23 protein-coding genes are annotated in these 23950 nt (G+C 71.5%); 4 read left to right on the top strand and 19 right to left on the bottom strand.

Annotation, left to right across the window (positions count from 1 at the left end):
- The first annotated feature begins 14 nt into the window (after positions 1-14).
- Positions 15-866 carry a siderophore-interacting protein gene (locus ABT345_RS26500; protein ID WP_345093070.1) on the top strand — a complete coding sequence of 284 codons (852 nt, stop codon included), beginning with the start codon at positions 15-17 and terminating at the stop codon, positions 864-866.
- A 167-nt stretch (positions 867-1033) separates the two neighbouring features.
- Complete coding sequence (locus tag ABT345_RS26495; protein ID WP_351323497.1) at positions 1034-1183, top strand: hypothetical protein; 150 nt, start codon at positions 1034-1036, stop codon at positions 1181-1183.
- A 165-nt stretch (positions 1184-1348) separates the two neighbouring features.
- Here ABT345_RS26495 and ABT345_RS26490 read toward each other — a convergent pair whose 3' ends face one another.
- From ABT345_RS26490 to ABT345_RS26440, 11 genes are all read right to left on the bottom strand, one after another.
- Positions 1349-4165 carry a DEAD/DEAH box helicase gene (locus tag ABT345_RS26490; RefSeq protein ID WP_345093544.1) on the bottom strand — a complete coding sequence of 939 codons (2817 nt, stop codon included), beginning with the start codon at positions 4163-4165 and terminating at the stop codon, positions 1349-1351.
- 196 nt (positions 4166-4361) lie between these two features.
- Entirely contained in the window at positions 4362-5276 is a 915-nt protein-coding gene (gene tatC, locus ABT345_RS26485; protein ID WP_345093547.1) for a twin-arginine translocase subunit TatC, read from the bottom strand.
- A gap of 120 nt (positions 5277-5396) precedes the next feature.
- Complete coding sequence (gene tatA, locus ABT345_RS26480; RefSeq protein WP_345093550.1) at positions 5397-5678, bottom strand: Sec-independent protein translocase subunit TatA; 282 nt, start codon at positions 5676-5678, stop codon at positions 5397-5399.
- A gap of 206 nt (positions 5679-5884) precedes the next feature.
- Entirely contained in the window at positions 5885-6115 is a 231-nt protein-coding gene (locus tag ABT345_RS26475; RefSeq protein ID WP_345093073.1) for a hypothetical protein, read from the bottom strand.
- A 50-nt stretch (positions 6116-6165) separates the two neighbouring features.
- Positions 6166-6423 (bottom strand): hypothetical protein, encoded by a 258-nt coding sequence (locus tag ABT345_RS26470; protein WP_345093075.1) that lies wholly within the window; start codon positions 6421-6423, stop codon positions 6166-6168.
- Between the two features lie 36 nt (positions 6424-6459).
- Positions 6460-7410: a helix-turn-helix transcriptional regulator gene (locus ABT345_RS26465; RefSeq protein ID WP_345093078.1), complete on the bottom strand. Its 951-nt coding sequence runs from the start codon at positions 7408-7410 to the stop codon at positions 6460-6462.
- A 15-nt stretch (positions 7411-7425) separates the two neighbouring features.
- The gene (locus ABT345_RS26460) at positions 7426-8409 is read right to left on the bottom strand and encodes a helix-turn-helix transcriptional regulator (RefSeq protein ID WP_345093081.1); all 984 of its coding nucleotides are present in this window, start codon (positions 8407-8409) and stop codon (positions 7426-7428) included.
- Positions 8410-8523: 114 nt separating this feature from the next.
- Positions 8524-8898 (bottom strand): FKBP-type peptidyl-prolyl cis-trans isomerase, encoded by a 375-nt coding sequence (locus tag ABT345_RS26455; RefSeq protein ID WP_345093084.1) that lies wholly within the window; start codon positions 8896-8898, stop codon positions 8524-8526.
- A 57-nt stretch (positions 8899-8955) separates the two neighbouring features.
- Positions 8956-9975 carry an FKBP-type peptidyl-prolyl cis-trans isomerase gene (locus tag ABT345_RS26450; protein ID WP_345093086.1) on the bottom strand — a complete coding sequence of 340 codons (1020 nt, stop codon included), beginning with the start codon at positions 9973-9975 and terminating at the stop codon, positions 8956-8958.
- Positions 9976-10107: 132 nt separating this feature from the next.
- Positions 10108-11469 carry a Pup--protein ligase gene (pafA, locus tag ABT345_RS26445; protein WP_345093089.1) on the bottom strand — a complete coding sequence of 454 codons (1362 nt, stop codon included), beginning with the start codon at positions 11467-11469 and terminating at the stop codon, positions 10108-10110.
- 9 nt (positions 11470-11478) lie between these two features.
- Complete coding sequence (locus tag ABT345_RS26440) at positions 11479-12738, bottom strand: MFS transporter (protein ID WP_345093092.1); 1260 nt, start codon at positions 12736-12738, stop codon at positions 11479-11481.
- A gap of 122 nt (positions 12739-12860) precedes the next feature.
- On the opposite strand from ABT345_RS26440, the gene ABT345_RS26435 reads away from it, so the two are divergent.
- Positions 12861-13916 carry a LacI family DNA-binding transcriptional regulator gene (locus ABT345_RS26435; RefSeq protein WP_345093095.1) on the top strand — a complete coding sequence of 352 codons (1056 nt, stop codon included), beginning with the start codon at positions 12861-12863 and terminating at the stop codon, positions 13914-13916.
- A gap of 273 nt (positions 13917-14189) precedes the next feature.
- Here the strand turns inward: ABT345_RS26435 and prcA are convergent, their stop codons facing one another.
- The 5 genes from prcA to arc form a co-directional block, all read right to left on the bottom strand.
- A complete protein-coding gene (prcA, locus tag ABT345_RS26430) occupies positions 14190-15002 on the bottom strand; it encodes a proteasome subunit alpha (protein WP_345093098.1) in 813 nt (270 codons plus the stop codon).
- A 66-nt stretch (positions 15003-15068) separates the two neighbouring features.
- Positions 15069-15914 (bottom strand): proteasome subunit beta, encoded by an 846-nt coding sequence (gene prcB / locus ABT345_RS26425; RefSeq protein WP_345093101.1) that lies wholly within the window; start codon positions 15912-15914, stop codon positions 15069-15071.
- Between the two features lie 294 nt (positions 15915-16208).
- Complete coding sequence (locus ABT345_RS26420) at positions 16209-16427, bottom strand: ubiquitin-like protein Pup (RefSeq protein ID WP_345093104.1); 219 nt, start codon at positions 16425-16427, stop codon at positions 16209-16211.
- Between the two features lie 135 nt (positions 16428-16562).
- Positions 16563-18107 (bottom strand): depupylase/deamidase Dop, encoded by a 1545-nt coding sequence (gene dop / locus ABT345_RS26415; RefSeq protein ID WP_345093107.1) that lies wholly within the window; start codon positions 18105-18107, stop codon positions 16563-16565.
- A 265-nt stretch (positions 18108-18372) separates the two neighbouring features.
- A complete protein-coding gene (gene arc, locus ABT345_RS26410) occupies positions 18373-20139 on the bottom strand; it encodes a proteasome ATPase (protein ID WP_345093111.1) in 1767 nt (588 codons plus the stop codon).
- A gap of 252 nt (positions 20140-20391) precedes the next feature.
- On the opposite strand from arc, the gene ABT345_RS26405 reads away from it, so the two are divergent.
- Positions 20392-20688, top strand: a complete 297-nt coding sequence (locus tag ABT345_RS26405) for a ferredoxin (RefSeq protein ID WP_345093114.1) — start codon at positions 20392-20394, stop codon at positions 20686-20688.
- A 108-nt stretch (positions 20689-20796) separates the two neighbouring features.
- Here ABT345_RS26405 and ABT345_RS26400 read toward each other — a convergent pair whose 3' ends face one another.
- The 3 genes from ABT345_RS26400 to ABT345_RS26390 all read right to left on the bottom strand — a co-directional run bounded on the left by ABT345_RS26400 (position 20797) and on the right by ABT345_RS26390 (position 23888).
- Entirely contained in the window at positions 20797-21375 is a 579-nt protein-coding gene (locus ABT345_RS26400; RefSeq protein ID WP_345093116.1) for a hypothetical protein, read from the bottom strand.
- Between the two features lie 191 nt (positions 21376-21566).
- Entirely contained in the window at positions 21567-22502 is a 936-nt protein-coding gene (locus ABT345_RS26395) for a tRNA (adenine-N1)-methyltransferase (protein ID WP_345093119.1), read from the bottom strand.
- Between the two features lie 87 nt (positions 22503-22589).
- Entirely contained in the window at positions 22590-23888 is a 1299-nt protein-coding gene (locus tag ABT345_RS26390; protein WP_345093122.1) for a site-2 protease family protein, read from the bottom strand.
- Positions 23889-23950: the final 62 nt, after the last annotated feature.

The raw sequence follows: 23950 nt of genomic DNA, 5'->3' as shown, positions 1-23950 counted from the left end.
CAGGGGAGACCGCCGTGGCAGCAGAGCGACCCGCCCGTAAGAAGCAGACGCTGCACCGCGCCGAGGTCCGGCGCACCGAGCAGCTCACCCCGCACATGGTCCGGCTGGTCCTCGGCGGCGAGGGCCTCGCCGCCTTCGCCGCCGGCACCTACAGCGATCACTACATCAAGCTCGTCTTCCCGCTGCCCGGCGTCGACTACCCCGAGCCGTTCGACATCGCGCAGATCCGCGCCGAGCTGCCGCGCGACCGGTGGCCCCGGACGCGTACGTACACGGTGCGCGCCTGGGACCCGGAGCTGCGCGAGCTGACCGTCGATTTCGTGGTCCACGGCGACGAGGGCATCGCGGGCCCGTGGGCGGCCGCGGCGAAGCCGGGCGACGAGATCCGCTTCCTCGGCCCCGGCGGCGCGTACGCCCCCGAGACCACGGCGGACTGGCATCTGCTCGCGGGGGACGAGAGCGCGCTGCCGGCCATCGCGGCGTCGCTGGCCCGGATGCCGGAGGGCGTGCCGGTGCACGCCTTCATCGAGGTGGCCGGGCCCGAGGAGGAGCAGCCGCTGACGGCGCCGGCGGGCGCCGAGATCACCTGGCTGCACCGCGGCGACGCACCGGTCGGCCGCCGACTCGTCGCCGCCGTCGACGCGCTGGCCTTCCCCACCGGGCGGATCCAGGCGTTCGTCCACGGCGAGGCGGGCTTCGTCAAGGAGCTGCGCCGCATCCTCCGCGTCGAGCGGGACGTACCGCGCGAGGCCCTGTCGATCTCCGGCTACTGGCGCAACGGCCACGACGAGGACGGCTGGCAGGCCTCCAAGCGCGACTGGAACCAGCAGGTCGAGGCGGAACAGGAGCCCGCGCCGGCCGTCTGACCGGCACCGATGCCGAAGCGGCGCCGTCCGGTGCGGGTGATCCCCGCACCGGACGGCGCCGCCCCGTTCCGTGGACCGCTTCCGCGCGGCCGACCGCCCCGGCGGCAGCGCGCGGCCCGCCCCGCACCCCGGCGGTCTCCCCGCCACCCCACATGAGCACCTGCCGGATGGTGCCCCGTCAGGACGCCCCCGTGCTGCTCTCGCCGTTCGGGCTGCTGCTCTTCCTCGCCCTGCGCGCCGCCCACCGGCCCGGGCGCCGCCCGACGCCCCCACGCGGTGTCCCGGCTCCGGGCGACGCGGCACCCGCAGCCGCCTGACCTGGGGAGCGACACGTGCCGGCGATGCCGTCGCGTTTCGAAGGGGCGGCCCACCGCCCGAGGCAGGCGCCCCTCACCCGCGGCGGCGCCCGCCCCCTCCCCGGGGACGGGCGCCGCATCGCAGGCAGGGGCCGCCGTGGGCCCCTCGGCCCGGCGCCCCGGCGCTCACCCCACCGACGAGTACGCCACCACGCCGCGCAGCACGCCGTCCACGGCCTTGCGGGCCGTGCGGGCGACGGTGCCGCCGGGCGGGGCGGCGACCGCGATCTGACCGAGGACGTCGATCAGCTGCTTGCACCAGCGGACGAAGTCACCGGCCGGCATCTCCGCCTCCGACAGCACCTCGTCGAGACCGAAGCCGGACGCCCAGCGGTAGGCCGCCCAGGCGAAGCCCAGATCGGGCTCCCGCTGGCCGACCCCCTCCGCCTGATTGATCTTGTGGTCCTCCTCCAGGGCGTCCAGCCGGCCCCAGATCCGCACCATCTCCGCGAGCGCGTCCCGCGCCTGACCGGACGGCAGCTTCGGCGCCACCGCGTCATCCGCCTGCCGCGCCTCGAAGACCAGCGCCGACGCACAGGCCGCCAGCTCCGCGGGACCGAGCCCCTCCCAGACGCCCTCGCGCAGACACTCACTGGCCAGCAGGTCCAACTCACCGTAGAGCCGGGCCAGTCGGCGCCCCTCGTCCGTGACGGTGTCGGCCTCCAGGTAGTCCAGCTCGGTCAGCAGGGCGCAGATCCGGTCGAAGGTACGGGCGATGGTGTTCGTCCGCCCCTCGATACGGCGCTCCAGCTGCCGGGTGTCCCGCAGCAGCCGGTGGTAGCGCTCCGCCCACCGGGCGTGGTCCTCGCGCTCGTCGCAGCCGTGGCAGGGGTGCGCCCGGATGTCCTTGCGCAGCCGCGCGATCTCACGGTCGTCGGCCGCCTCCGACCGCGGCTTGCGGTGGCGCGAGGGGACGAGGTGCCCCGCCTTCGTCCGCAGCGAGGACGCCAGATCGCGGCGGGACTGCGGGCTGCGGGCGTTGAACGACTTCGGGATCCGCATCCGGTCCAGCGCCTCGACCGGCACCGGGAAGTCCATCGCCGCCAACCGCTTGACCTGCCGCTCCGCCGTGAGCACCAGCGGCCGCGGGCCGTCCTGCAGCTCATACCCCCGCTGCCGGTCGGTGCGGCCCGAGGACATCCCCGGATCCAGCACCAGCGCGAGCCCCGCGTACTTCCCGGCCGGGACATGGATGATGTCGCCCGGCCGCAGCTTCTCCAGCGCCGCGGCCGCCGCCACCCGGCGGTGCGCCGCGCCCTGCTTGGCCAGCTCCGTCTCCCGGTCCTTCAGCTGCCGCCGCAGCCGGGAGTACTCCTCGAAATCGCCGAGATGACAGGTCATGGAGGCGCGGTAGCCCTCCAGGCCCTCCTCGTTCTTGTGCACCTGACGGGAGATCCCGACGACCGACCTGTCGGCCTGGAACTGCGCGAACGACATCTCCAGCAGCTCGCGCGAGCGATGCCGCCCGAACTGCGAGACGAGGTTGACCGCCATGTTGTACGACGGCTTGAACGACGAGCGCAGCGGATAGGTCCGCGTCCCGGCGAGACCGGCCAGCGCCCCCGGGTTCATCCCGCGCTGCCACAGCACCACCGCATGGCCCTCGACGTCGATGCCGCGGCGCCCGGCCCGCCCGGTGAGCTGCGTGAACTCGCCCGGGGTGATGTCGGCGTGCTGCTCGCCGTTCCACTTGACCAGCTTCTCCAGCACCACGGAGCGGGCCGGCATGTTGATGCCCAGCGCCAGCGTCTCGGTCGCGAAGACGGCCTTGACCAGCCCCTTCACGAACAGCTCCTCGACGACCTCCTTGAACGTCGGCAGCATCCCGGCGTGGTGGGCGGCGATACCGCGCTCCAGACCCTCCAGCCACTCGAAGTACCCCAGCACATGGAGGTCGTCGTCGGGGATGCCGGCGGTCCGCGCCTCGACTATCCGCCGGACCTTCTCCCGGCCCTCCTGGTCGTTGAGGCGCAGCCCCGCGTGCAGGCACTGCTGGACGGCCGCCTCGCAGCCCGCGCGGCTGAAGATGAAGGTGATCGCGGGCAGCAGGCCCTCGTTGTCCAGCCGGTCGATCACCTCGGGGCGGCTGGGCGTCCAGATGCGGCTGCGCTGGCGCCGCTCGCGCTCGCGGTCCGCCTCGCGCAGATTGCGGCCGCGGCGCTTGTCGCGGCCGAAGGTCGGGCGGCTGTTCTCCAGCCGGGCCAGCCGCTCCAGATCCGGATTGACCTCCCGCCGGCCGCCGCCGCGCCCCTCCCGCTCCTCGAACAGGTCGTACATCCGGCGGCCCGCGAGGACGTGCTGCCACAGCGGCACCGGCCGGTGCTCGGAGACGATCACCTCGGTGTCACCGCGGACGGTGTCCAGCCAGTCGCCGAACTCCTCGGCGTTGGAGACCGTCGCCGACAGCGAGACCAGCGTCACCGACTCGGGGAGATGGATGATCACCTCTTCCCAGACGGCGCCCCGGAAGCGGTCGGAGAGGTAGTGGACCTCGTCCATCACCACATAGCTGAGCCCTATCAGCGACTGCGAGCCCGCATAGAGCATGTTGCGCAGCACCTCGGTGGTCATCACGATCACCGGCGCCTCGGAGTTGACACTGTTGTCGCCGGTCAGCAGGCCGACCTTCTCCGGGCCGTACCGCCGCACCAGGTCCTGGTACTTCTGGTTGGACAGCGCCTTGATGGGGGTGGTGTAGAAGCATTTGCGGCCCTGGGTGAGGGCCAGGTGGACGGCGAATTCGCCGACGATCGTCTTGCCGGAGCCCGTCGGAGCCGCGACCAGCACGCCCTTGCCCGCCTCCAGGGCACGGCAGGCATCGAGCTGGAAGGGATCCAGGGGGAAGTCGTACATCTCACGGAAAGGGGCGAGTGCGGTGGCCTGCTCGGCCGCACGGAGCTTGGCGGCGGCATAGCGCTCAGCAGGAGACATGTCCTCGGTCATCGTGCTCACGAGCCTACCGGCCACCTCTGACACTCGACCCGGCTTTATCCGGCACCGGTCCTTCCGCCTGCCGCCCGCCCCGTACGGCACGGCCGCGGGCGGCGGACACGCGGAGACGACGAAGGCGGGGAGCCACCGGCCCCCCGCCTTCTCCCGGGCGCGCACGGGATCACCTCCCGCGGCGCCCCGGCAGATGTCAGGTCACATCGTCCAGCTCACCGCGGTGGCGGCGGTCGTCACCGGATCCGGTCGCCTGCTCGGGCAGCGCCGCGGGGCCGCCCACCGGCTCCATCTCCCCGATCGGCTGCGGCGTCAGGTCCAGGTCGGACGCCTCGTCGTCGGACGGCCCGGACTCGTCCCGGCGCCGCCGCCGCGCGTCCCGGGAGAGCGCGATCAGCACGGCTCCGAAGTACAGCAGGCAGATCGGCGCGGCCAGCAGCAGCATGGTGATCGGGTCGGTGCTGGGCGTCGCGATGGCGGAGAAGATCGTGACGCCCATGATCATGCCGCGCCACCAGCCGAGCATCCGCTTGCCCGAGAGGATGCCGGCGAAGTTCAGCATGACCAGCAGCAGCGGCAGCTCGAAGGAGAGGCCGAAGACGATCACCATGCGGGTGATCAGATCGAGGAGCTTGTCCAGCGTCAGCAGGTTGTCCACGCCTGCCGGGGTGAACTCGATCAGCACCCGCGCGGTGGTCGGCAGCACCTCGTACGCGAAGTACGCACCGGCGACGAAGAGCGGGAAGCCTACGCCGACGAAGCTCAGCGCGTACTTCTTCTCCTTGCTGTGCAGCCCGGGCGCCAGGAAGGCCCACAGCTGGTACAGCCAGACCGGTGCGGCGAGGATGACGCCCGAGACCAGCGAGACCTTCAGCGCGAGGGTGAAGGGACCGAGGAGGTCCATCATCACGATGTTCGCGCAGCGGCCCGAGTGCTGCTTGGCCAGGTCGGTGAAGAGCGAATCGCAGCCGACCGTCTGGAGGATCGGTTTGGTGAAGAAGTTGATGATCGACTCGTAGAAGAACGCAGCGACGACCATCATCACGATGATCGCCAGCACGCCCTTGGCAAGGCGGTTACGCAGCTCCCGCAGGTGCTCCACGAGCGGCATGCGCCCCTCGGGATCCTTCTCCCGCTTCTGCTTCTTGGGGACGGACTTGCGCACCCCTCGTCCTCATCTCATCCGGTGGGGGCGGCAGGATCCGCCACCCGGTCAGGGCCTCGGTCTGCGCTACGCGGTGCGGTCGGTCTCGGTGACCGGACGCGCGCTGTTCACATCGCCGGGTGCGGCCTTGATCGTCCGGGGCGCGGCCTGGGTACCGTCCTGCGGCGGGTCGGCGGGAGCGGCGTCCTTCTGCGCGCTCTCCGACTTCATCGCCTTCGCCTCGCTCTTGAGGATGCGGGCGGACTTGCCGAGGGAGCGGGCCATGTCGGGAAGCTTCTTGGCGCCGAACAGCAGCACCACGATGCCGAGGATCAGGATGAGCTCGGGAACACCGATCTTTCCGAACAACATAAGCGAATACCTTCTCACCGAGGCGGCTGGGGATGGGACTACCTGACTTGGCCGGACATCCGTCCGTCCGCCGTGCTTGAGCGATCGTAACGCTCACCGGTGAACGCCGGGCAACCCCCGTGCGCACTCCCGGACACGCGCGCGCCACGCCCGTCGGACCTGCGCTCCAGCGTACCGCCCCGGCACCCGGCACCGGCGTCCCGTCAACCCCGGGAATCCCCTGATCCCGCCTCCCCGGCGGCGGACCGTCCGGCCCGGGCCGCCAGCGGTGTGGCCGCCCGCTCCAGGTCCCGGGCGGCCCGCTGGATCCGCTCCGACGCGGCCCCCACCTGCCCGGCCAGCCGCCGCACCTCGATGAAGACGCGAAGGGCGAGCACCCCGAGCACGGCGATGCCGAGGAAGCCGAGGACGACAGCGATCATGGGCCAGAGCATGGGACGAGCCTAACGGTGACGCGGAACGGCACCGCCTGCGGGCGCCGCGGTCAGCCGGTGTGCAGCCGCAGGGTGCGCACCCCGCCGCCGGTGAGCAGCTCCACGATCCGCTCCCCGGCCGGGCGGCGCACCGCGCGCCCGCAGTCGGGGCAGGTGAAGGAGTAGAACGTGGTGCGCCGGCTGCCCCCTATGGCCAGCCGGAAGGCGTCCGACGCCAGCTCGAACCGGCCCCGGCAGTCGGGGCACGCCGCCTTGAAGACCACCGGGGCGGGCGCTGCCGCCAGGGTGCCGGTCGCCGTCGTCGTCATCCTTCGCTGCCTCTCCTCACGGTGACAGGGGCGCGCTCACTCGCCGTACGCGGCGAGCGCCTCGGTGGCGGCGCGCCGCGCGCTGTCGGCCAGCTCCCGGGGCGCGGTGATCCGCCCGTCGCGGCCGAGCCGCAGGCCCAGGCGGCGCAGCGACGCCGGGTCGGGGGTGCGCAGGGTGATCCGCAGCCCGCCGTCCGGCAGCTCCTCGGCGCTGTCGTGCGGGTAGTACTCGGCGACCCAGCGGCCGCCGGGCCCGACCTCGATGCACACCTCGGGATCCTCGGCCGCGGGCTGGACCAGCCCCTCGGAGAGGTCGCGCAGTTCGACGGGGGGCGGGTCGGCGGGCGCGTCCAGCAGCCGGATCTCCGCGACCCGGTCGAGGCGGAAGGTCCGCCGGGCCTCGGAGAGGCGGCACCACGCCTCCATGTAGGTGTGGCCGACGGCGAAGAGGCGGATCGGGTCCACCTCGCGCTCGGTCAGCTCGTCGCGGGCCGGGGAGTAGTAGCGCAGCCACAGGCGGCGGCGCTCGGCGATGGCCCGGTCGACGTCGGCGAAGACGCCGCCCTCGGACTCGAAGGTCACCGACACCCGGGAGCTGGCCCCGGCCGCCTCGCCCGCCGCGGCCTCCAGCTTCGCGGTGGCCCGCAGCAGCGCCTGCCGGTCGCCCTCGCGCAGGCCCGGCAGGGTCGCCACGGCGCGCGCCGCGACCAGCAGCGCGGTGGCCTCGTCGGCGGCGAGCCGCAGCGGGGCGGCGACGTCGTCCGGGTTGTGCCACCAGATGCGGTCGCCGTCGGTGTCGATGTCGAGGAGGTCGCCGCCGCGGAAGCTCGTCCCGCACATGGGCAGGACGTCGAGGTCGGCGATCAGCTCGTCCTCGGTGATGCCGAAGGCGCGGGCCACGTCGCTGACGCGGGCGCCGGGGCGTTCGCGCAGATACGTCACGAGGGACAGCATCCGGCGGGTCTGGTCGATCGCGTTGGTCGCCACGGTGTCGTCTCCCCCTCAGCCCTTGGCCACGGCGCGCAGCCGGTCGATGACGTCGGCGCGCAGTTCGGCCGGCTCCAGCACCACCACGTCGGGCCCGAACTCCACGAGCCAGGCGTCGAGCCCGCGTCCGTTCGGGATCTCCAACTCGTCCCAGCCGTCGCCCAGCTCACGGACGATCAGCGCACGGGCCCGCAGCGGGTAGCCGTGGCCGGCGCGCAGCCTGATCCGGGCGGTGCCGGTCGCGGTCTCCCCCGCCCAGACCTCGACGGTCTCGCGGACGGTGACGTGATCGGGCACCGGCGCGGTGAACGCGCCCTGCCGGGAGCGGACCTTGCCGGTGATCCGGGAGAGCCGGAAGACGCGTTCGGCGCTGCGGTCGCGGTCCCAGCCGGCGAGGTACCAGTGGCCGCGCCAGCACTCCAGGATCCACGGCTCGACCTGGCGGCGCTCGGGGTGGGCGGCGTTGGACTTGCGGTAGTCGAAGACGACCGGGCGGCGGTCGCGGCAGGCCAGCATCAGCGGTTCGAAGGCGGCCTCGTGGGCCGGGATGCGCGGCTCCAGCGCGCTGTGCGGGGCGTCGACGGCGTCGTCGCCGGAGGCCAGCGGCATCCCGGCGGCGCGCAGCTTCTGCAGGGCACCGCTGGCCGCTCCGGCCAGCCTGGCCTGCTGCCAGATCTTGGCGGCGAGCCCGAGGGCCGCGGCCTCCTCGGCGTCCAGGGTGATGGGCGGCAGGCGGTTGCTGTCGCGGCGGGCGAGGTAGCCGATGTCGCCCTCCAGGCCCTCGACGGTCTCGATCACCAGGCCCAGCTCGCGCAGGTCGTCCTTGTCCCGCTCGAACATGCGGTTGAACGACTCGTCGTGGCCGCCGTCGTCACCCTTGCCGAACGACTCGACGTACGCCTCGATCGACGACCGCAGTTCGCGCTTGGTCAGCGGGCGACGGGTACCCAGCAGGCACAGCGCCAGGTTCATCAACCGCTCGGCCTTGGCAATCGCCATCGGCGCCCTTTCTCGTGGAACTCCCGATCCGTGACCGTACCGCCACGGGCGCCCGGGGCAAAAGCCGAGGGCCCGTGCGCTGCGGCACGGGCCCTGGCAGGGTGCGGCGCGGTCTCAGACGGAGACCAGGTCGCAGACGAAGATCAGCGTCTCACCGGGGGCGATACGGCCGCCGCCGGCGCCGCGCTCGCCGTACGCGAGGTGCGCGGGGATGGTCAGCCGGCGGCGACCGCCGACCTTCATGCCCTGCACGCCCTTGTCCCAGCCGGCGATGACCTGGCCGGCGCCGAGCTGGAACTGCAGCGGGGTGCCGCGGTTCCAGCTGGCGTCGAACTCCTCGCCGGTGCTGAAGGAGACACCCACGTAGTGGACCTTGACGTTGTCCCCAGCCTTGGCGACCGGCCCGTCACCCTCCCACAGGTCCACGATCTCCAGATCGGTGGGAGCCGGGCCCTCGGGGAAGTCGATCTCGGGCTTGTCGATGCTCACGGATGTGCTCCTACGTGTGTTTCCTTGCGATGGCCGCGTCAGTCTCGCAGACCGTGATCAGAACGCGTCGACGATGTCGACGGAGAAGACCAGGGTGTTCTTGGCGAGATCGGATTGCGGTTGGGAACCGTAACCCAGCTTCGGCGGAATCACGATTTCGACGCGGTCGCCGACGTGCTTGCCGACCAGCGCGTCGTCCCAGCCCTTGATGACCGAACCGGCGCCGATCTGGAAGGCCGTGGCACCGCCGTGGTCCCAGGAGGAGTCGAACTTCTCGCCGTCCTCCCACTTCACGCCGGTGTACTGGGCGACGAGCGCATCGCCCTTCTTGACCTCCTTGCCCTTGCCCTTGACCAGCACCTGCTGCTTCAGCTCGGTGGGGGCCTTCTTCCCCTTGGGCACGGTGATCTTGGCGGCCTTCTCGCCCTCGGCCTTCACCTCGGGCATGCCGTCCTCGGGCTCGGCCTGCGCGCCCTCGACCTTGGCCTTCTTGTCGATCTTCTTGGCCCCGGCGACGTCGACGACGTAGACCATGCCGTCGTCGGCCTTGAGCTGGGAGCCCGGCGGCACCTGGCCGATGAACGCCTTGACGGTGCCCTCGACCTGGACGCGGCTGCCCGCCTTCTTGCCCTTGAGCGCCTCCAGCACCTTGACCGGGACCGGCAGCTGCTGCTGCATCTGCGGCAGCTGGTCGTTCATCTCGACGACGATCTGGTGCCGCGCCTCGCCCTTGGGGACCTTGCCGCCCTTGGCGTCCTTACCGGGACCGGGCGGGATCTCCCAGCTGCTGCCGAGGCTCTGTCCCTTCACCATCTTGCCCTCGTAGTCGACGCGCACGGTGGTGCCGTCGCCGACCTTCTCGCCGTCGCCCTCGACCAGGGTCTTGGTGACGAGGTCGGGCGCGACCTTGGCGTCCTTGGAGACCTTGATCGCGGGTTCGTCGCCCACCTTGCCCTGGACGTCGGCGACCGTCTTGCCCGCGTCCTTGTCGTCGGACCCGCAGGCGGCGGTGAACAGCAGAAGGGGCACGGTCAGCGCGACGGCGGCAGCGCGACGGGTGTTTTTCGTGAGGTTCATCAGTCCCACTCGGGATCGGGGGGTGGTGGCCATTCCCGCCACTCTACGACCTGAGGTCCGGCGCGGTTCCCGTCCGCACACGGCACAGTGCCGGGAGCCCGTGGGCTCCCGGCACTGTGCCGCCGGACGCGCTCACATTCCGGCGATCAGCTTCTCCACCCGGTCGTCCACCGAACGGAACGGGTCCTTGCACAGCACCGTGCGCTGCGCCTGGTCGTTCAGCTTGAGATGCACCCAGTCCACCGTGAAATCGCGGCGCTGTTCCTGGGCCCGGCGGATGAAATCGCCGCGCAATCGCGCGCGGGTGGTCTGCGGCGGCACCGATTTGCCTTCGAAGATCTTCAGATCGTCGCAGATCCGCGCCGCCTGTCCCTTCCGCTCCAGGAGGTAGTAGAGCCCCCGGCGGCGGTGGATGTCGTGATACGCGAGGTCTATCTGCGCGATCCGGGGATGCGACATGGTGATGTTGTTCTTGGTGCGGTACCGCTCGATGAGCTGATGTTTCATCACCCAGTCGATCTCGGTCGCGACGCGGTCGAGTTCCTGCTCGCGGATTGCGCCGAGGGTGCGGCCCCACAACTCCAGAACGCGTTCGACGGTGCCGGTGCGGATTCCGCGGCGGTCGCAGAAATCCACCGCCTTTTCGTAATACTCCTGCTGGACCTCCAGCGCCGACGCCTCCCGCCCGCTGGCGAGGCGGACCTTGCGCTGACCGGTGATGTCGTGGCTGACCTCCCGGATCGCCCGGATCGGGTTCTCCAGCGTCAGATCCCGCATGACGGTGCCCGCTTCGATCATCCGCAGCACGAGATCGGTGGCGCCGACCTTGAGCAGCATCGTCGTCTCGGACATGTTGGAGTCGCCGACGATGACGTGCAGCCGGCGGTAGCGCTCGGCGTCGGCGTGCGGTTCGTCGCGGGTGTTGATGATCGGGCGCGAGCGGGTCGTCGCGGACGAGACGCCCTCCCAGATGTGCTCCGCGCGCTGGCTGACGCAGTAGACGGCGCCGCGCGGGGTCTGCAGCACCTTTCCCGCGCCGCACAGCAGCTGCCGGGTGACGAGGAAGGGAATGAGGATGTCCGCGAGCCGGGAGAACTCCCCGTGGCGGGCGACGAGATAGTTCTCGTGGCAGCCGTAGGAGTTGCCCGCCGAATCGGTGTTGTTCTTGAAGAGATAGACGTCGCCCGCGATTCCCTCCTCGTGCAGGCGGCGTTCGGCGTCGACGAGAAGACCTTCGAGAATGCGCTCGCCTGCTTTGTCGTGGGTGACGAGTTCCGTCACGTTGTCGCACTCGGGGGTTGCGTATTCCGGGTGCGATCCCACGTCGAGGTACAGGCGGGCGCCGTTCCGCAGGAAGACATTGCTGCTGCGGCCCCATGACACGACACGGCGGAAGAGGTACCGCGCCACTTCGTCAGGCGACAGTCGGCGCTGTCCCCTGAACGTGCACGTGACGCCGTACTCGTTCTCCAGCCCGAAAATGCGGCGGTCCATGACTGAACATTACGCCTGACGGCGTGCTCTGAAACCGGGTTCGACAGCCCCGTTGCGATCAATTTCCGCCGGGAGCACGACCTCCTTCGGCCGTACGGGATCTCCCAGGAAGCGCTTCGTGACCACCAGGACCAGCAGCGCGGCGACGCCCGCGACCCCGGCGACGGCGAATCCGGCAGCCGCTCCCCCGCGCTCCACCGCGGGCCCCACCACCGAGGCACCGACCGCCGAGCCGACGCCGAAGGTCGTCACCAGCCACGAGAACGCCTCGGTGACCGTGCCCTTGGGCGCATGCCGGTCCACGACGACGAACGCGCAGGCCAGCGCGGGCGCCAGAAACACCCCGGCGACGCCCGTCAACGCCGTCATCCCGACCACACCGGGGACGAGCACCAGCGGCAGGTACCCCAGCGCCAGCAGGGCGACGAGTAGCCGCAGCCGCCCCTCGGGCCGTCCGGGCCACTCACGCGCGCCGTAGACGGCGCCGCCCGCCAGCGCCCCGGCGCCGAGCGCCGAGAGGAGGTAGCTGGAGACCATGCCGCCGCCGTGCTCGTCGGCGTACGCCACCGCCGCGACCGCGATCGAGCCGAGCGCCAGCCCGACGAAGAAGAACGCGCCGATCAGCACCAGCATCCCGGACGAGCGCAGCGCGCCCAGCCAGTGGGCCTCCCGCGGCTCGCTGCGCCAGCGCCGCGACGGCGGCGACACGACGACCCAGAGCGCGCCGAGCACCCCGATGACGTTGATGACCAGCAGCGCGACCCGCTCCGACCAGGTGGCCACGCACACCGTCACCAGCAGCGGGCCGACCGCGAACAGCACCTCCTGCGCCACCGCGTCCAGCGCGTACGCGGTGTGCACCCGCTCGGGCCCCTTGAGCACCGTGGGCCACAGCGCCCGCAGCCCGCCCTCCAGCGGCGGCGTGAAGAGCCCGGCGACCGCGAGCGCGGCGTACGTGAGCGGCAGCGGATGCAGCCCGACGACGGCCGGCAGCGCCATGCCCAGCGCGGAGACCACGGCGGCGGGCAGCATCACGCGCGGCTGTCCGCAGAGATCGACGGCGCGCCCCAGCAGCGGCTGACCGATGGCGGTGCAGACGCCGTAGACGGCGGAGAGCGCGCCGGCCAGGGCGTAGCTGCCGCCCTCGGCGCGGACGAAGAGCACCACGGCCAGGGCGGCGGTGGCGTTCGGCAGCCGTCCGACCAGGGTGCCGGTCAGCAACCGGGCCGCATGCCTGGTCCGCAGCAGCTCCGCATATCCCGCGGCCATGCCGCCCCTTCCCGCCCGGCGCCGAGGGCCGGACATGATACGTATAACTTCCGGCGTCATACGTATCATGTCGGCACCCACGGGTCCAGACCGCCCGCCCGACCGCCAGGAGGAAACCGCCGGTGAGCAGCAACGACGCACCACGACCGGCGACCGGCGAGCCGGCCCGGGCCGGCGCCGCCCGCGTCACCAGCCGGGACGTGGCCCGGGCCGCCGGGGTCTCGCAGGCGGCGGTCTCGCTCGTGCTGGGCGACAAATGGCGCGGCCGGGTCTCGGCGGCCAAGGCCGAATCGGTACGCGCCGCCGCCCGCGACCTCGGCTACCGCCCCAACCTCGCCGCCCGCAGCCTGCGCACCGGCCGCACCCGCACCGCGCTGCTCGTCGTCCCCGCGCTCACCACCGAGTTCTTCGCCCGGGTGCACACGGGCGCCACCCGCACCGCCGCGGACGCGGGCTTCGGCGTGGTGCTCTACCCCTCCCCCGAGGGCATCGGCCCGGCGCCCGACCCGTTCGGCTCGGCGCGCACCAGCCTCGACGGGGTGATCGCCTCCTCGATGGCCGTGGACGCGCTCGCCGCACTGCACGGCGCCGGGCTCCCCCTCGTCATGCTGGACAACGACCCGGACGACGACCGCGCCGCCGCGACCGTCAACCTCGACATCGCCGGCGGCGCCCGTCAGGTGGCCGCGCATCTCCTCGCCCTCGGCCACCGCCGCATCGGCCATCTCGCCGCCGACGTCGACTCCTGGACCTTCGCGGAACGCGGCCGCGCCCTCGCCGACGCGTTCGCCGCGGCGCCGGGCACCACGCTGCGCCGGGTGCCGACCGCCCTCTCCGTCGCGGCGGGCCTGGCCGCCGCGACGACGGCGCTGACCGGCCCGGAGCCCCGCCCGACCGCACTGATCTGCGATGACGACGTGGTGGCCGCCGGCGCCTGCAAGGCGGTACGGCGGCTGGGCCTGCGGGTACCGGAGGACGTCTCGGTCACCGGCTTCGACGACCTGGCGCTGGCCACGGCCGTCGAACCGGAGCTGACGACCGTACGGCTGCCGGCCGAGGAGTTCGGCGCCGCCGGGATGCGGGCCCTGCTGGACGCCCTGGACGGCCACCGACCGGCCGCCCGCACCCTGCCGGTCGACCTCGTCACCCGCGGCTCGACGGGTCCGGCGCCCGCGTAGAACTCCGGCGGGCGAAACGGTCCGGGCGGTTCCGCGAGACGGCGTCACGGGCGAGACGGCGTCACGGGCGGGCCGGGCGCGGGAGGGCTCGCGGCGGGCCGGGGACGGCACGCCGTGCGGGCACACACCGGGCAGCCGGGCAGCCGGGCAGCCGGGCAGCCGGGCAGCCGGGCAGGAACGCCGCCGGGCCCCGGCGCGAACGCGGTGCGCCCCGGCGGGATGTTCCCACCGGGGCGCACCGACCGGGCCCGGCCCGGATACCGAAGGACGCGGCTACGCGTCGCCCTTCGGCTTCTGCTCCTTGTCCGCACCGCCGGACGCTTCCTCCCCGGCGTCCGGCGCCGCGGAGTCCGCCGTGCCGTCCGCGTCCCCGGAGGCGTCCGGCGCGGACTCGTCCAGCAGCCGGGAGAGCTGGCTGCCGAGGATCCGCTTGAACTTGCGCTGCTGGGGCCGGGTGCGGTCGAGCGTGGCGACCTCCAGCTGCTCGGCGGTGAGGGTGCGCTCGCCGCCGTTGTTGTCCCGCGACAGCGAGTCCACGGCCAGCTTCAGCGCCTCGCCCAGCGTCATGCCGTCGCGGTGGTGCTGATCGAGGTAGCTGCTGATCTGGTCGGCGTTGCCGCCCACCGCGACCGAACCGTGCTCGTCGACGATCGAGCCGTCGTGCGGAAGCCGGTAGATCTGGTCGTCCTCGGGAGCCTCCCCGACCTCGGCGACGATCAGCTCGACCTCGTAGGGCTTCTCGGCGGCGCTGGAGAAGATCGTGCCCAGCGTCTGGGCGTAGACGTTCGCCAGACCGCGCGCGGTCACGTCCGCGCGGTCGTAGGTGTAGCCGCGCAGGTCGGCGTAGCGCACCCCGCCGATCCGCAGATTCTCGAACTCGTTGTACTTGCCGACCGCCGCGAACGCGATGCGGTCATAGATCTCGCTGACCTTGTGCAGGGCCCGGGAGGGATTCTCGGCGACGAAGACCACGCCGTCGGTGTACTGCAGCACCACGACGCTGCGACCGCGGGCGATGCCCTTGCGGGCGTACTCGGCACGGTCGGCCATGGCCTGCTGGGGTGAGACATAAAACGGCGTCGACACCGGTTATCCGTCCCTTTCTGTCAATGGCTCTCTCACTGGCACGCGCATCCGCCGGCCGTCCTTCCCTCAGAGCAGCGCGGCACGGGGACCGTCGGGCTCCGCGAGCCGGCGCTCGTAGACGGCACGGGCGATCTCCGCGACCTCGGCGTCGGTGAACTTCTTGAAGCCCTCGTCGGTGATCACCGTGACGATCGGGTAGATCCGCCGGCCCATGTCGGGCCCGCCGGTCGCCGAGTCGTCGTCCGCCGCGTCGTAAAGCGCCTGGACGACGGCGGTGGCGGCCTGATGCTCCGTGAAGTCGTCGCGGTACAGCTTCTTGAGGGCACCGCGGGCGAAGACGGAGCCGGAGCCCGTGGAGGCGTAGCCGTGCTCCTCGGAGCGGCCGCCGGTCACGTCGTAGGAGAAGATGCGGCCCTTGGCGCGGTCGACGTCCCAGCCGGCGAAGAGCGGCACCACGGCGAGGCCCTGCATGGCCATGCCGAGATTGCCCCGGATCATCGTGGAGAGGCGGTTCGCCTTGCCCTCCAGGGAGAGCTGCGCGCCCTCCACCTTCTCGAAGTGCTCCAGCTCCAGCTGGAACAGCTTGACCATCTCGACGGCCAGCCCGGCGGTGCCGGCGATGCCGACCGCGGAGTACTCGTCGGCCGGGAAGACCTTCTCGATGTCGCGCTGGGCGATGACGTTGCCCATCGTCGCCCGCCGGTCGCCGGCGAGCACCACGCCGCCCGGGAACGACGCGGCGACGATGGTCGTGCCGTGCGGCGCCTCGACGGCGCCCTGGACCTGCGGCAGCGGGCGGCTGCCCGGCAGCAGATCGGGGGCGTGGTCCCCGAGGAAGTCCATGAACGACGAGGATCCAGGCGTCAGGAAGGCAGCTGGTAGACGCCCGGTGTTACGGGTGTTGGCTTCCACACGTTTCCTTCCGGATACTCGGCCGGCCGCCTCGGGGCGGCGGGCCGCTGCTTGACTGTCCCAGGCTGCGGTGCAGCTGAAGCACTGTACGACCGGGACCCTACCCGCCCCGCGGGTGTGATCCACATGGGTGGTGGGGCCGGGCTCCCGGCCGCACGGCCCGCGCGGCCGCCCAAGGCTGACGGACCGCCACGCCCGCCACGGCACACCGCCCTCCGGAACCGGAGGTGTGCGGACGTGGCCGGTGGTGCCGCGCGGGACACCACCGGCGCCGTGCCCGGACCCGCGCTGCGGTTACTCCCCGCCCTTCTGGACGAAGCTCCGCACGAAGTCCTCGGCGTTCTCCTCCAGGACGTCGTCGATCTCGTCCAGCACCGAATCGACGTCGTCCGACAGCTTCTCCTGGCGTTCCTTGAGGTCGTCGGAGGCCTCCGCGTTCTGCGTCTGCTCCTCGACCTCTTCGGTGGAACGCGTGGCCTTCTGCTGACCGCCGCCGCTGTCCTTGGTCGCCATTACCCTCACCCCGCTCGGTTCGGCCCCGCTCGATGTGACTTTCAAGATCCGACCCTACAAGGCCCCTCTGACATCGGCCCTGCTCTTGGTGCAACGTCCGGGGGACACCCCGATCATTCCCGCCACGCGGACCTTTCAGCCGCGATTCGGCGGTGAATCCGTGGCGGCTGCGCGGCCGGAAAGCGCCCTCACCAGGTCCTCCGCCGTGCGGCAGCGATCCAGCAGGCCCTTGACGTGCTCACGGGTACCGCGCAGCGGCTCCAGCGTCGGCACCCGCTGCAGGGAGTCACGCCCCGGCAAGTCGAAGATCACCGAGTCCCAGGAGGCGGCCGCGACGTCGTCGGCGTACTGCTCCAGGCAGCGGCCGCGGAAGTACGCCCGGGTGTCCTCGGGCGGTTCGAGGCCGGCCCGTACGACCTCCGCCTCGTCCAGCAGCCGCGTCATCTTCCCGCGGGCGGCGAGGCGGTTGTAGAGCCCCTTCTCGGGTCGGACGTCGGCGTACTGGAGGTCGACGAGGTGGAGGCGGGCGGCGTCCCAGCCCAGGCCGTCGCGGCGGCGGTAGCCCTCCATCAGCTCGCGCTTGGCGACCCAGTCCAGCTCGCCGGCGAGGCTCATCGGGTCGTTCTCCAGCCGCCCCAGGACGTCCTCCCAGCGCCCGAGCACGTCCTTGGTCTGGTCGTCCGCGTCCGCGCCGTAGCGGTCCTCGACGTACTTGCGCGCCAGCTCGTAGTACTCCATCTGGAGCTGTACGGCGGTGAGCGTGCGGCCGCTGCGGAGGGTGACCAGGTGTTGCAGACCGGGGTCGTGCGAGACCTGGTGGAGGGTGCGGACCGGCTGGTCGACGGCGAGATCGACGGCGATGAAGCCGTCCTCGATCATGGACAGGACCAGCGCGGTGGTGCCCAGCTTGAGGTAGGTCGAGATCTCGGAGAGGTTGGCGTCGCCGATGATGACGTGCAGGCGGCGGTACTTCTCCGCGTCCGAATGGGGTTCGTCCCGGGTGTTGATGATCGGGCGCTTGAGTGTCGTCTCCAGGCCGACCTCGACCTCGAAGTAGTCGGCGCGCTGACTGATCTGGAAGCCGTGGTCCCGGCCGTCCTGGCCGATGCCGACCCGGCCCGCGCCGGTGACGACCTGCCGCGAGACGAAGAACGGGGTCAGGTGCCGCACGATGTCCGAGAACGGCGTCTCCCGCTTCATCAGGTAGTTCTCGTGCGTGCCGTAGGAGGCGCCCTTGTTGTCGGTGTTGTTCTTGTAGAGGTGGATCGGCTGGGCGCCGGGGACCTGTGCGGCCCGCTCCGCCGCCTCGGCCATGATCCGCTCGCCGGCCTTGTCCCAGAGCACCGCGTCCCGCGGGTTGGTGACCTCGGGCGAGCTGTACTCGGGGTGCGCGTGGTCGACGTAGAGGCGCGCGCCGTTGGTGAGGATCACGTTGGCGAGGCCGATGTCCTCGTCGGTGAGCTGACTGGAATCCGCGGCCTCACGGGCGAGGTCGAAGCCGCGGGCGTCCCGCAGCGGATTCTCCTCCTCGAAATCCCAGCGGGCACGGCGTGCCCGGTGCATCGCCGCCGCATAGGCATTGACGACCTGGGACGAGGTGAGCATGGCATTGGCATTGGGGTGACCGGGGACGGAAATTCCGTACTCCGTCTCGATTCCCATTACTCGCCGTACGGTCATGCGGCCCTCCTTGCCCGGCGGCGCCCCCGGACGGGGACGGCGCTCAAGTACCGCTGCGCTTCCGATCCGCGTGTGCTTCCCGCATCCGTACCGAGTGACGCGGCGGTACCCCCGAGCCTAGAGCGCCTTTGCGGTACTGGGGAGATCATGACAGTCATTGCTCCATTCGGATTCCCGCCGCACGGCTTTCCGGGACCGTTTCCGGCCCCGGAAAAGCATCCGGCTGCGGACGCCCCGTGCAGGACATCCGCAGCCGGAGCGCGGTTTACAGGTATTGGCCGGTATTGGCGACCGTGTCGATGGAGCGGCCGGTGTCCGCGCCCTGCTTTCCGGTGACCAGCGTGCGGATGTAGACGATCCGCTCGCCCTTCTTTCCGGAGATACGGGCCCAGTCGTCCGGGTTGGTGGTGTTGGGCAGGTCTTCGTTCTCCTTGAACTCGTCCACGCACGCCTGGAGGAGATGGGAGACCCGAAGGCCCTTCTGATCGTGTTCGAGGAAAGCCTTGATGGCCATCTTCTTCGCCCGGCCGACGATGTTCTCGATCATCGCGCCGGAGTTGAAATCCTTGAAGTAGAGGACTTCCTTGTCACCGTTGGCGTAGGTGACCTCCAGGAAGCGGTTCTCCTCGGATTCCGCGTACATCTGCTCGACGACCGACTGGATCATGCCGCTGACCGCGGCCTTCCGGGAGCCGCCGTGCTCGGCGAGGTCGTCGGTGTGCAGCGGCAGGCGCTCGGTGAGGTACTTGGAGAAGATGTCCTTGGCCGCCTCGGCGTCCGGGCGCTCGATCTTGATCTTCACGTCGAGCCGGCCCGGGCGGAGGATCGCCGGGTCGATCATGTCCTCGCGGTTCGAGGCGCCGATGACGATGACGTTCTCCAGGCCCTCCACGCCGTCGATCTCGGAGAGCAGCTGCGGGACGATGGTGTTCTCCACGTCCGAGCTGACCCCGGAGCCGCGGGTGCGGAAGAGGGAGTCCATCTCGTCGAAGAAGACGATGACGGGTGTGCCCTCGCCGGCCTTCTCCCGGGCCCGCTGGAAGACCAGCCGGATGTGGCGCTCCGTCTCGCCGACGTACTTGTTGAGCAGCTCGGGGCCCTTGATGTTGAGGAAGAAGCTCTTCCCCGCGGGCTGCCCGGTCACCTCGGCGACCTTCTTGGCGAGGGAGTTGGCGACCGCCTTGGCGATCAGCGTCTTGCCGCAGCCGGGCGGGCCGTAGAGCAAGACGCCCTTGGGCGGACGGAGTTCGTGCTCCTTGAAGAGGTCGGGGTAGAGGTAGGGCAGCTCGACCGCGTCGCGGATCAGCTCGATCTGGCCGCCCAGACCGCCGATCTTGTCGTAGTCGATGTCCGGGACCTCTTCGAGGACCAGCTCCTCGACCTCGCTCTTGGGAATGACTTCGTAGACGTAGCCGGAGCGGGGTTCGAGGAGGAGGGCGTCGCCGGGGCGGATGGTCGTCTCCAGCAGCGGCTCGGCGAGCCGCACCACCCGCTCCTCGTCGGTGTGTCCGACGACCAGGGCGCGCTCGCCGTCCTCCAGGATCTCCTTGAGGGTGACGATGTCGCCGGCGCTCTCGAACTCCATGGCGTCGACCACGTTGAGCGCTTCGTTGAGCATGACCTCCTGGCCGCGCCGGAGACCTTCCGTCTCCACGCTCGGGCTGACATTCACCCGGAGCTTGCGGCCGCCGGTGAAAATATCGACCGTGTCGTCCTCATTGGCCTGCAGGAAGACGCCGAACCCGGCCGGCGGCTGGGCGAGCCGGTCGACCTCCTCCTTGAGGGCGACGATCTGGTCGCGCGCCTCGCGCAGCGTATTCGCGAGGCGTTCGTTCTGCGCGGAAACGCCGGCCAGATTGGTCTGCAGCTCGACGATCCGCTCTTCGAGAATCCTCGTGTGCCGCGGAGAGTCGGCGAGCTTACGTCGCAGGACGGCGATCTCCTGCTCAAGATAGGCAACCTGACCGGCGGGATCCTCGGACCCCCGCCCCGGCCGGATGCCGCGGTTGATGTCGTCGTCGTGGGCTGCCACGGTCCTCACCTCCTCCAAGGGGAGCTGGACGCTTCCTGACCCTACCTGGGCGGGTGCGGGTTGAAACCCCTAGATCGAAAAGACGGTCGGGGCGTGTCCGATCTTCACCCTTGCGCACGTCCGCTCACCAAGGGAATACCCACCGAACAACATCGGAAAGCGACCGGTTGTATCGTCGGGACGGTCAACACCCGTCAGGGCTGGCGCCACTTAGACAAAATTGCTTCACGTACGCAGGAAACGGCAGGCGAGATGACCGTGCAGGAAGAAGCCCGTCCAGAGCTTGAAGTCTGGATCGACCAGGACCTGTGCACGGGGGACGGGATCTGTGCGCAGTATGCGCCGGAGGTCTTCGAGCTGGACATCGACGGACTCGCGTACGTCAAGAGCGCGGACGACGAGCTGCTGCAGGACAAGGGCGCGACCACGCCCGTCCCGCTGCCGCTCCTCGACGACGTACGGGACTCCGCGAAGGAGTGCCCCGGGGACTGCATCCATGTGCGGCGGGTCGCCGATCAGGTGGAGGTCTACGGTCCCGACGCGGAGTAGCCGCAGGCGGACCGGCAGTGGCGGCGGCGCGCTCGGCGACCGCCGCCTTCCGCTGTCCAAACGGGCCCGCGCCGGGCCCGGCTCCCGCAGGACGCCGGGCCGGGGCGGTCAGACGCGGGCGGTGCCCAGGGCGGCCCGGTCGTCGGTGCGGAGGAACTTGCCGCCCTGCCAGCGCCACTTGGTGTCGGTGCGGACGTCGGGGCAGCAGCGCGGCACGTCGGTGGTGGAGTAGCCCAGGAGCGTCGCGGAGACCGTGCCGTCGTGCAGGGCGAGGCCCTGGACGCTCAGCTTCTGGGACGGGTCCAGGAGGGTCGCCACGATGCGGGGCGCGGCCTTGGCGTCGGAGGTGCGGGCGAGGACGTAGACGCCGCCGGGCGGGGTGCCGGCCTCGCTGTGGCAGCGGACGGTGGCGACGGTTTCGGTGGTGCCGTCGCCGTCGAGATCGCCGGAGACCTGTTTCACCACATCGAGGCGGTTGGGTCCGCAGTCGAGGGGGAAGGTCACGGCGCGCGCGTCGGGAGCGGGCGCGGTGCGGCCCGGCTTCGCGGAGGCGGCGTTGGCGGTCGCGTCGGGCGGCTGGACGAAGGACGCGGCGGCGACGACCGCGGCGACGGCGGTGGCCGTGGTGAGCCAGTGCATGGGGCGGGGCTGGGTGTGCGAAAGGTCCTGGCCTGCCAAGGGCTGCACGCGGGGTAACTCCTGTGAAGTGCTGTGGCGGTGGGAGTGCCCAGCATCGTTCCACAGGACGGGGTGCCGAGGAACCAGCGGGACCCGAGTTTCACGCCGGGAACACCCCGGAAACGACTGAGCGCCGCCGACGGTTCCCCATGAGGAACTCATCGGCGGCGCCCGGTTGTTCGGTGGCCGGAAGCCGGCCGTCAGCCGCGCTCGGCGGCGGGGCCGGAGGCGTCCTTGGCGGCGCCGCCCGAGGCGGAGCCGGGGCCGGTGTAGTCGTCGCCGTACGCGCCCTTGGCGGGGCGGCGGCGGCGCAGCGGGGGCTCGACGCCGTCGGCGAGGCGGCGGGCGGTGAGCAGGAAGCCGGTGTGGCCGATCATGCGGTGGTCCGGGCGGACGGCCAGGCCCTCCACGTGCCAGGTGCGGACCATGGTCTCCCAGGCCGACGGCTCGTTGAAGGTGCCGTGCTCGCGGATCGCCTCGACGGTGCGGGCCAGCTGCGTGGTCGTGGCGACGTACGCGCAGAGGATGCCGCCGGGGACGAGCGCCTTGGAGACGGCCTCCAGGCACTCCCAGGGGGCGAGCATGTCCAGGATGACGCGGTCGACGTCGGTGTCGGAGAGGTTGTCCTGGAGGTCGCCGACGGTGAGCGTCCACGCGGGGTGCGGACCGCCGAAGTACCGCTCGACGTTCTGCGTGGCGATCTCGGCGAAGTCGGCACGGCGCTCGTAGGAGTGCAGCATTCCCTGGTCGCCGATGGCGCGGAGCAGGAAGCTGCTCAGCGAGCCGGATCCCACCCCCGCCTCGACGACGCGGGCGCCGGGGAAGATGTCGGCCATCGCCAGGATCTGCCCCGCGTCCTTGGGGTAGACCACGGCGGCGCCGCGGGGCATGGACAGGACGTAGTCGGGGAGCAGCGGGCGCAGCGCGAGGTAGGCGACGTTCCCGGTGGTACGGACAACACTGCCCTCGGGAGCACCGATCAGCTCGTCGTGGGGGAAGGCTCCCTTGTGGGTGTGGAAGCTCTTGCCCTCTTCGAGCGTGAAGGTGTAGTGGCGTCCCTTGGGGTCGGTGAGCTGGACCTGGTCCCCGACCTTGAAGGGCCCGCGACGGCGGGCGGCACCGGTCGGTTCGGACATGTGACCAGCCTACCGGCCCCGGGACGTGCCCCGGACCAGCGGGCGGCCGGCGGCGGTGCCGGGGAGCTCCGGGCGGGCGCGCGGCGGTCAGGAGTGGCGGGCCATGGCGGTGACGAAGGCGCGCTCGACGTCGGCGGCGGAGAGGACGCCGTAGATCTCCCCGGTCTCCTCGACCACGAGGTACTCGCTGGCCGGGGTGGTGCGCAGGTGCTCCAGCAGCTCCTCGCCGGAGAGGTCGGCCGGGACCCGCATGCCGTCCTTGAGGTCCTGGGCGAGCGTGCCGACCGCCACCCAGGGGCGGCGGTGCTCCGGTACGCCCACGATGGCGGCCTCGCGGACGATGCCGGTGGGCCCGCCCTCGGGGTCGACGACGACGAGGGCGCGAGCCCCGGCGTCGTTGGCGCGGCGCAGCGCCTCGGCGAGGGAGGTGTCGGGCGGGGTGGGCGCGGCGCGGCGGGTCAGGGCCCGGGCGCCGAGGTCGGGGAGGCGTTCGCGCAGGCGGGCCATGCGCAGGCTGTTGCCCGCGCCGGTCCAGATGATGGCGGCGAGGACGGCGGCGAGCAGGGCGTCGGTGAGGGAGTCCGTGCCGGTGATGTCGGCGGGCGGGCGGCCGAGCGCGCCGGAGTGGGTCAGCAGCGGCAGGCCGATCAGGACGGTGACGGCGAGCGCGCGGCCCACCCAGGCGGCGGCGACGGTGCCGGTCATGGGGCGGCCGGTGAGCTTCCAGACGACGGCGCGCAGCATCCGGCCGCCGTCGAGGGGCAGGCCGGGCAGGAGGTTGAAGACCGCCACGATCAGGTTGGAGATCATCAGGCCGGCCATCAGGACGCCGGGGACGGTGCGCGGCTCGACCAGGCGCATGCCGCCGTAGAAGACGCCGGCCAGGACGAGGGAGAGCAGCGGGCCCACGAAGGCGAGGACGAACTCCCGGCCGGGGGTCTCGGTCTCCTTCTCGATCTCCGAGACGCCGCCGAAGAACTGCAGCTGGATGCGGCGCACCGGCAGTTTGAAGCGGAGGGCGGCGACGGTGTGCGCCAGTTCGTGGACGAGGACCGAGGCGTAGAAGGCGACCGCGAAGAAGAGCGAGACGAGGTAGCGGGCGGCGCCCAGCTCCGGCAGGACCTGTTCGAGCTGACCGCCGAAGACCCAGGTGATCAGGGCGGCGACGAGGAACCAGCTGGGGGCCACGTAGACGGGCACGCCGAAGGGGCGGCCCATCAGGATGCCGCCGCCGGTGCCCTTGCGGCGGACGGGCTTCGGCGCCTTGCCGCCCGGGCCGTGCGGTCCGGTCCCGGGGTCCCGTCGCGGCTCGGCCGGCCGGTTCGGCCGAGGCTCCTCGGGGCCCTGCGGCTCCTTGGGGTCCTGCGGCTTCCCGCTGTCGTCCACGGCGTCCCCTCGTCGGAATTGCGGCCTTCGCGTCTGCTCGGTCCGATCGTTCGATCTGCAGG

The sequence above is a fragment of the Streptomyces sp. NPDC000404 genome, from assembly GCF_040300365.1.
Classification (GTDB): Bacteria; Actinomycetota; Actinomycetes; order Streptomycetales; family Streptomycetaceae; genus Streptomyces; species Streptomyces ramulosus.
This window is presented reverse-complemented; position numbering and strand designations above follow the sequence as displayed.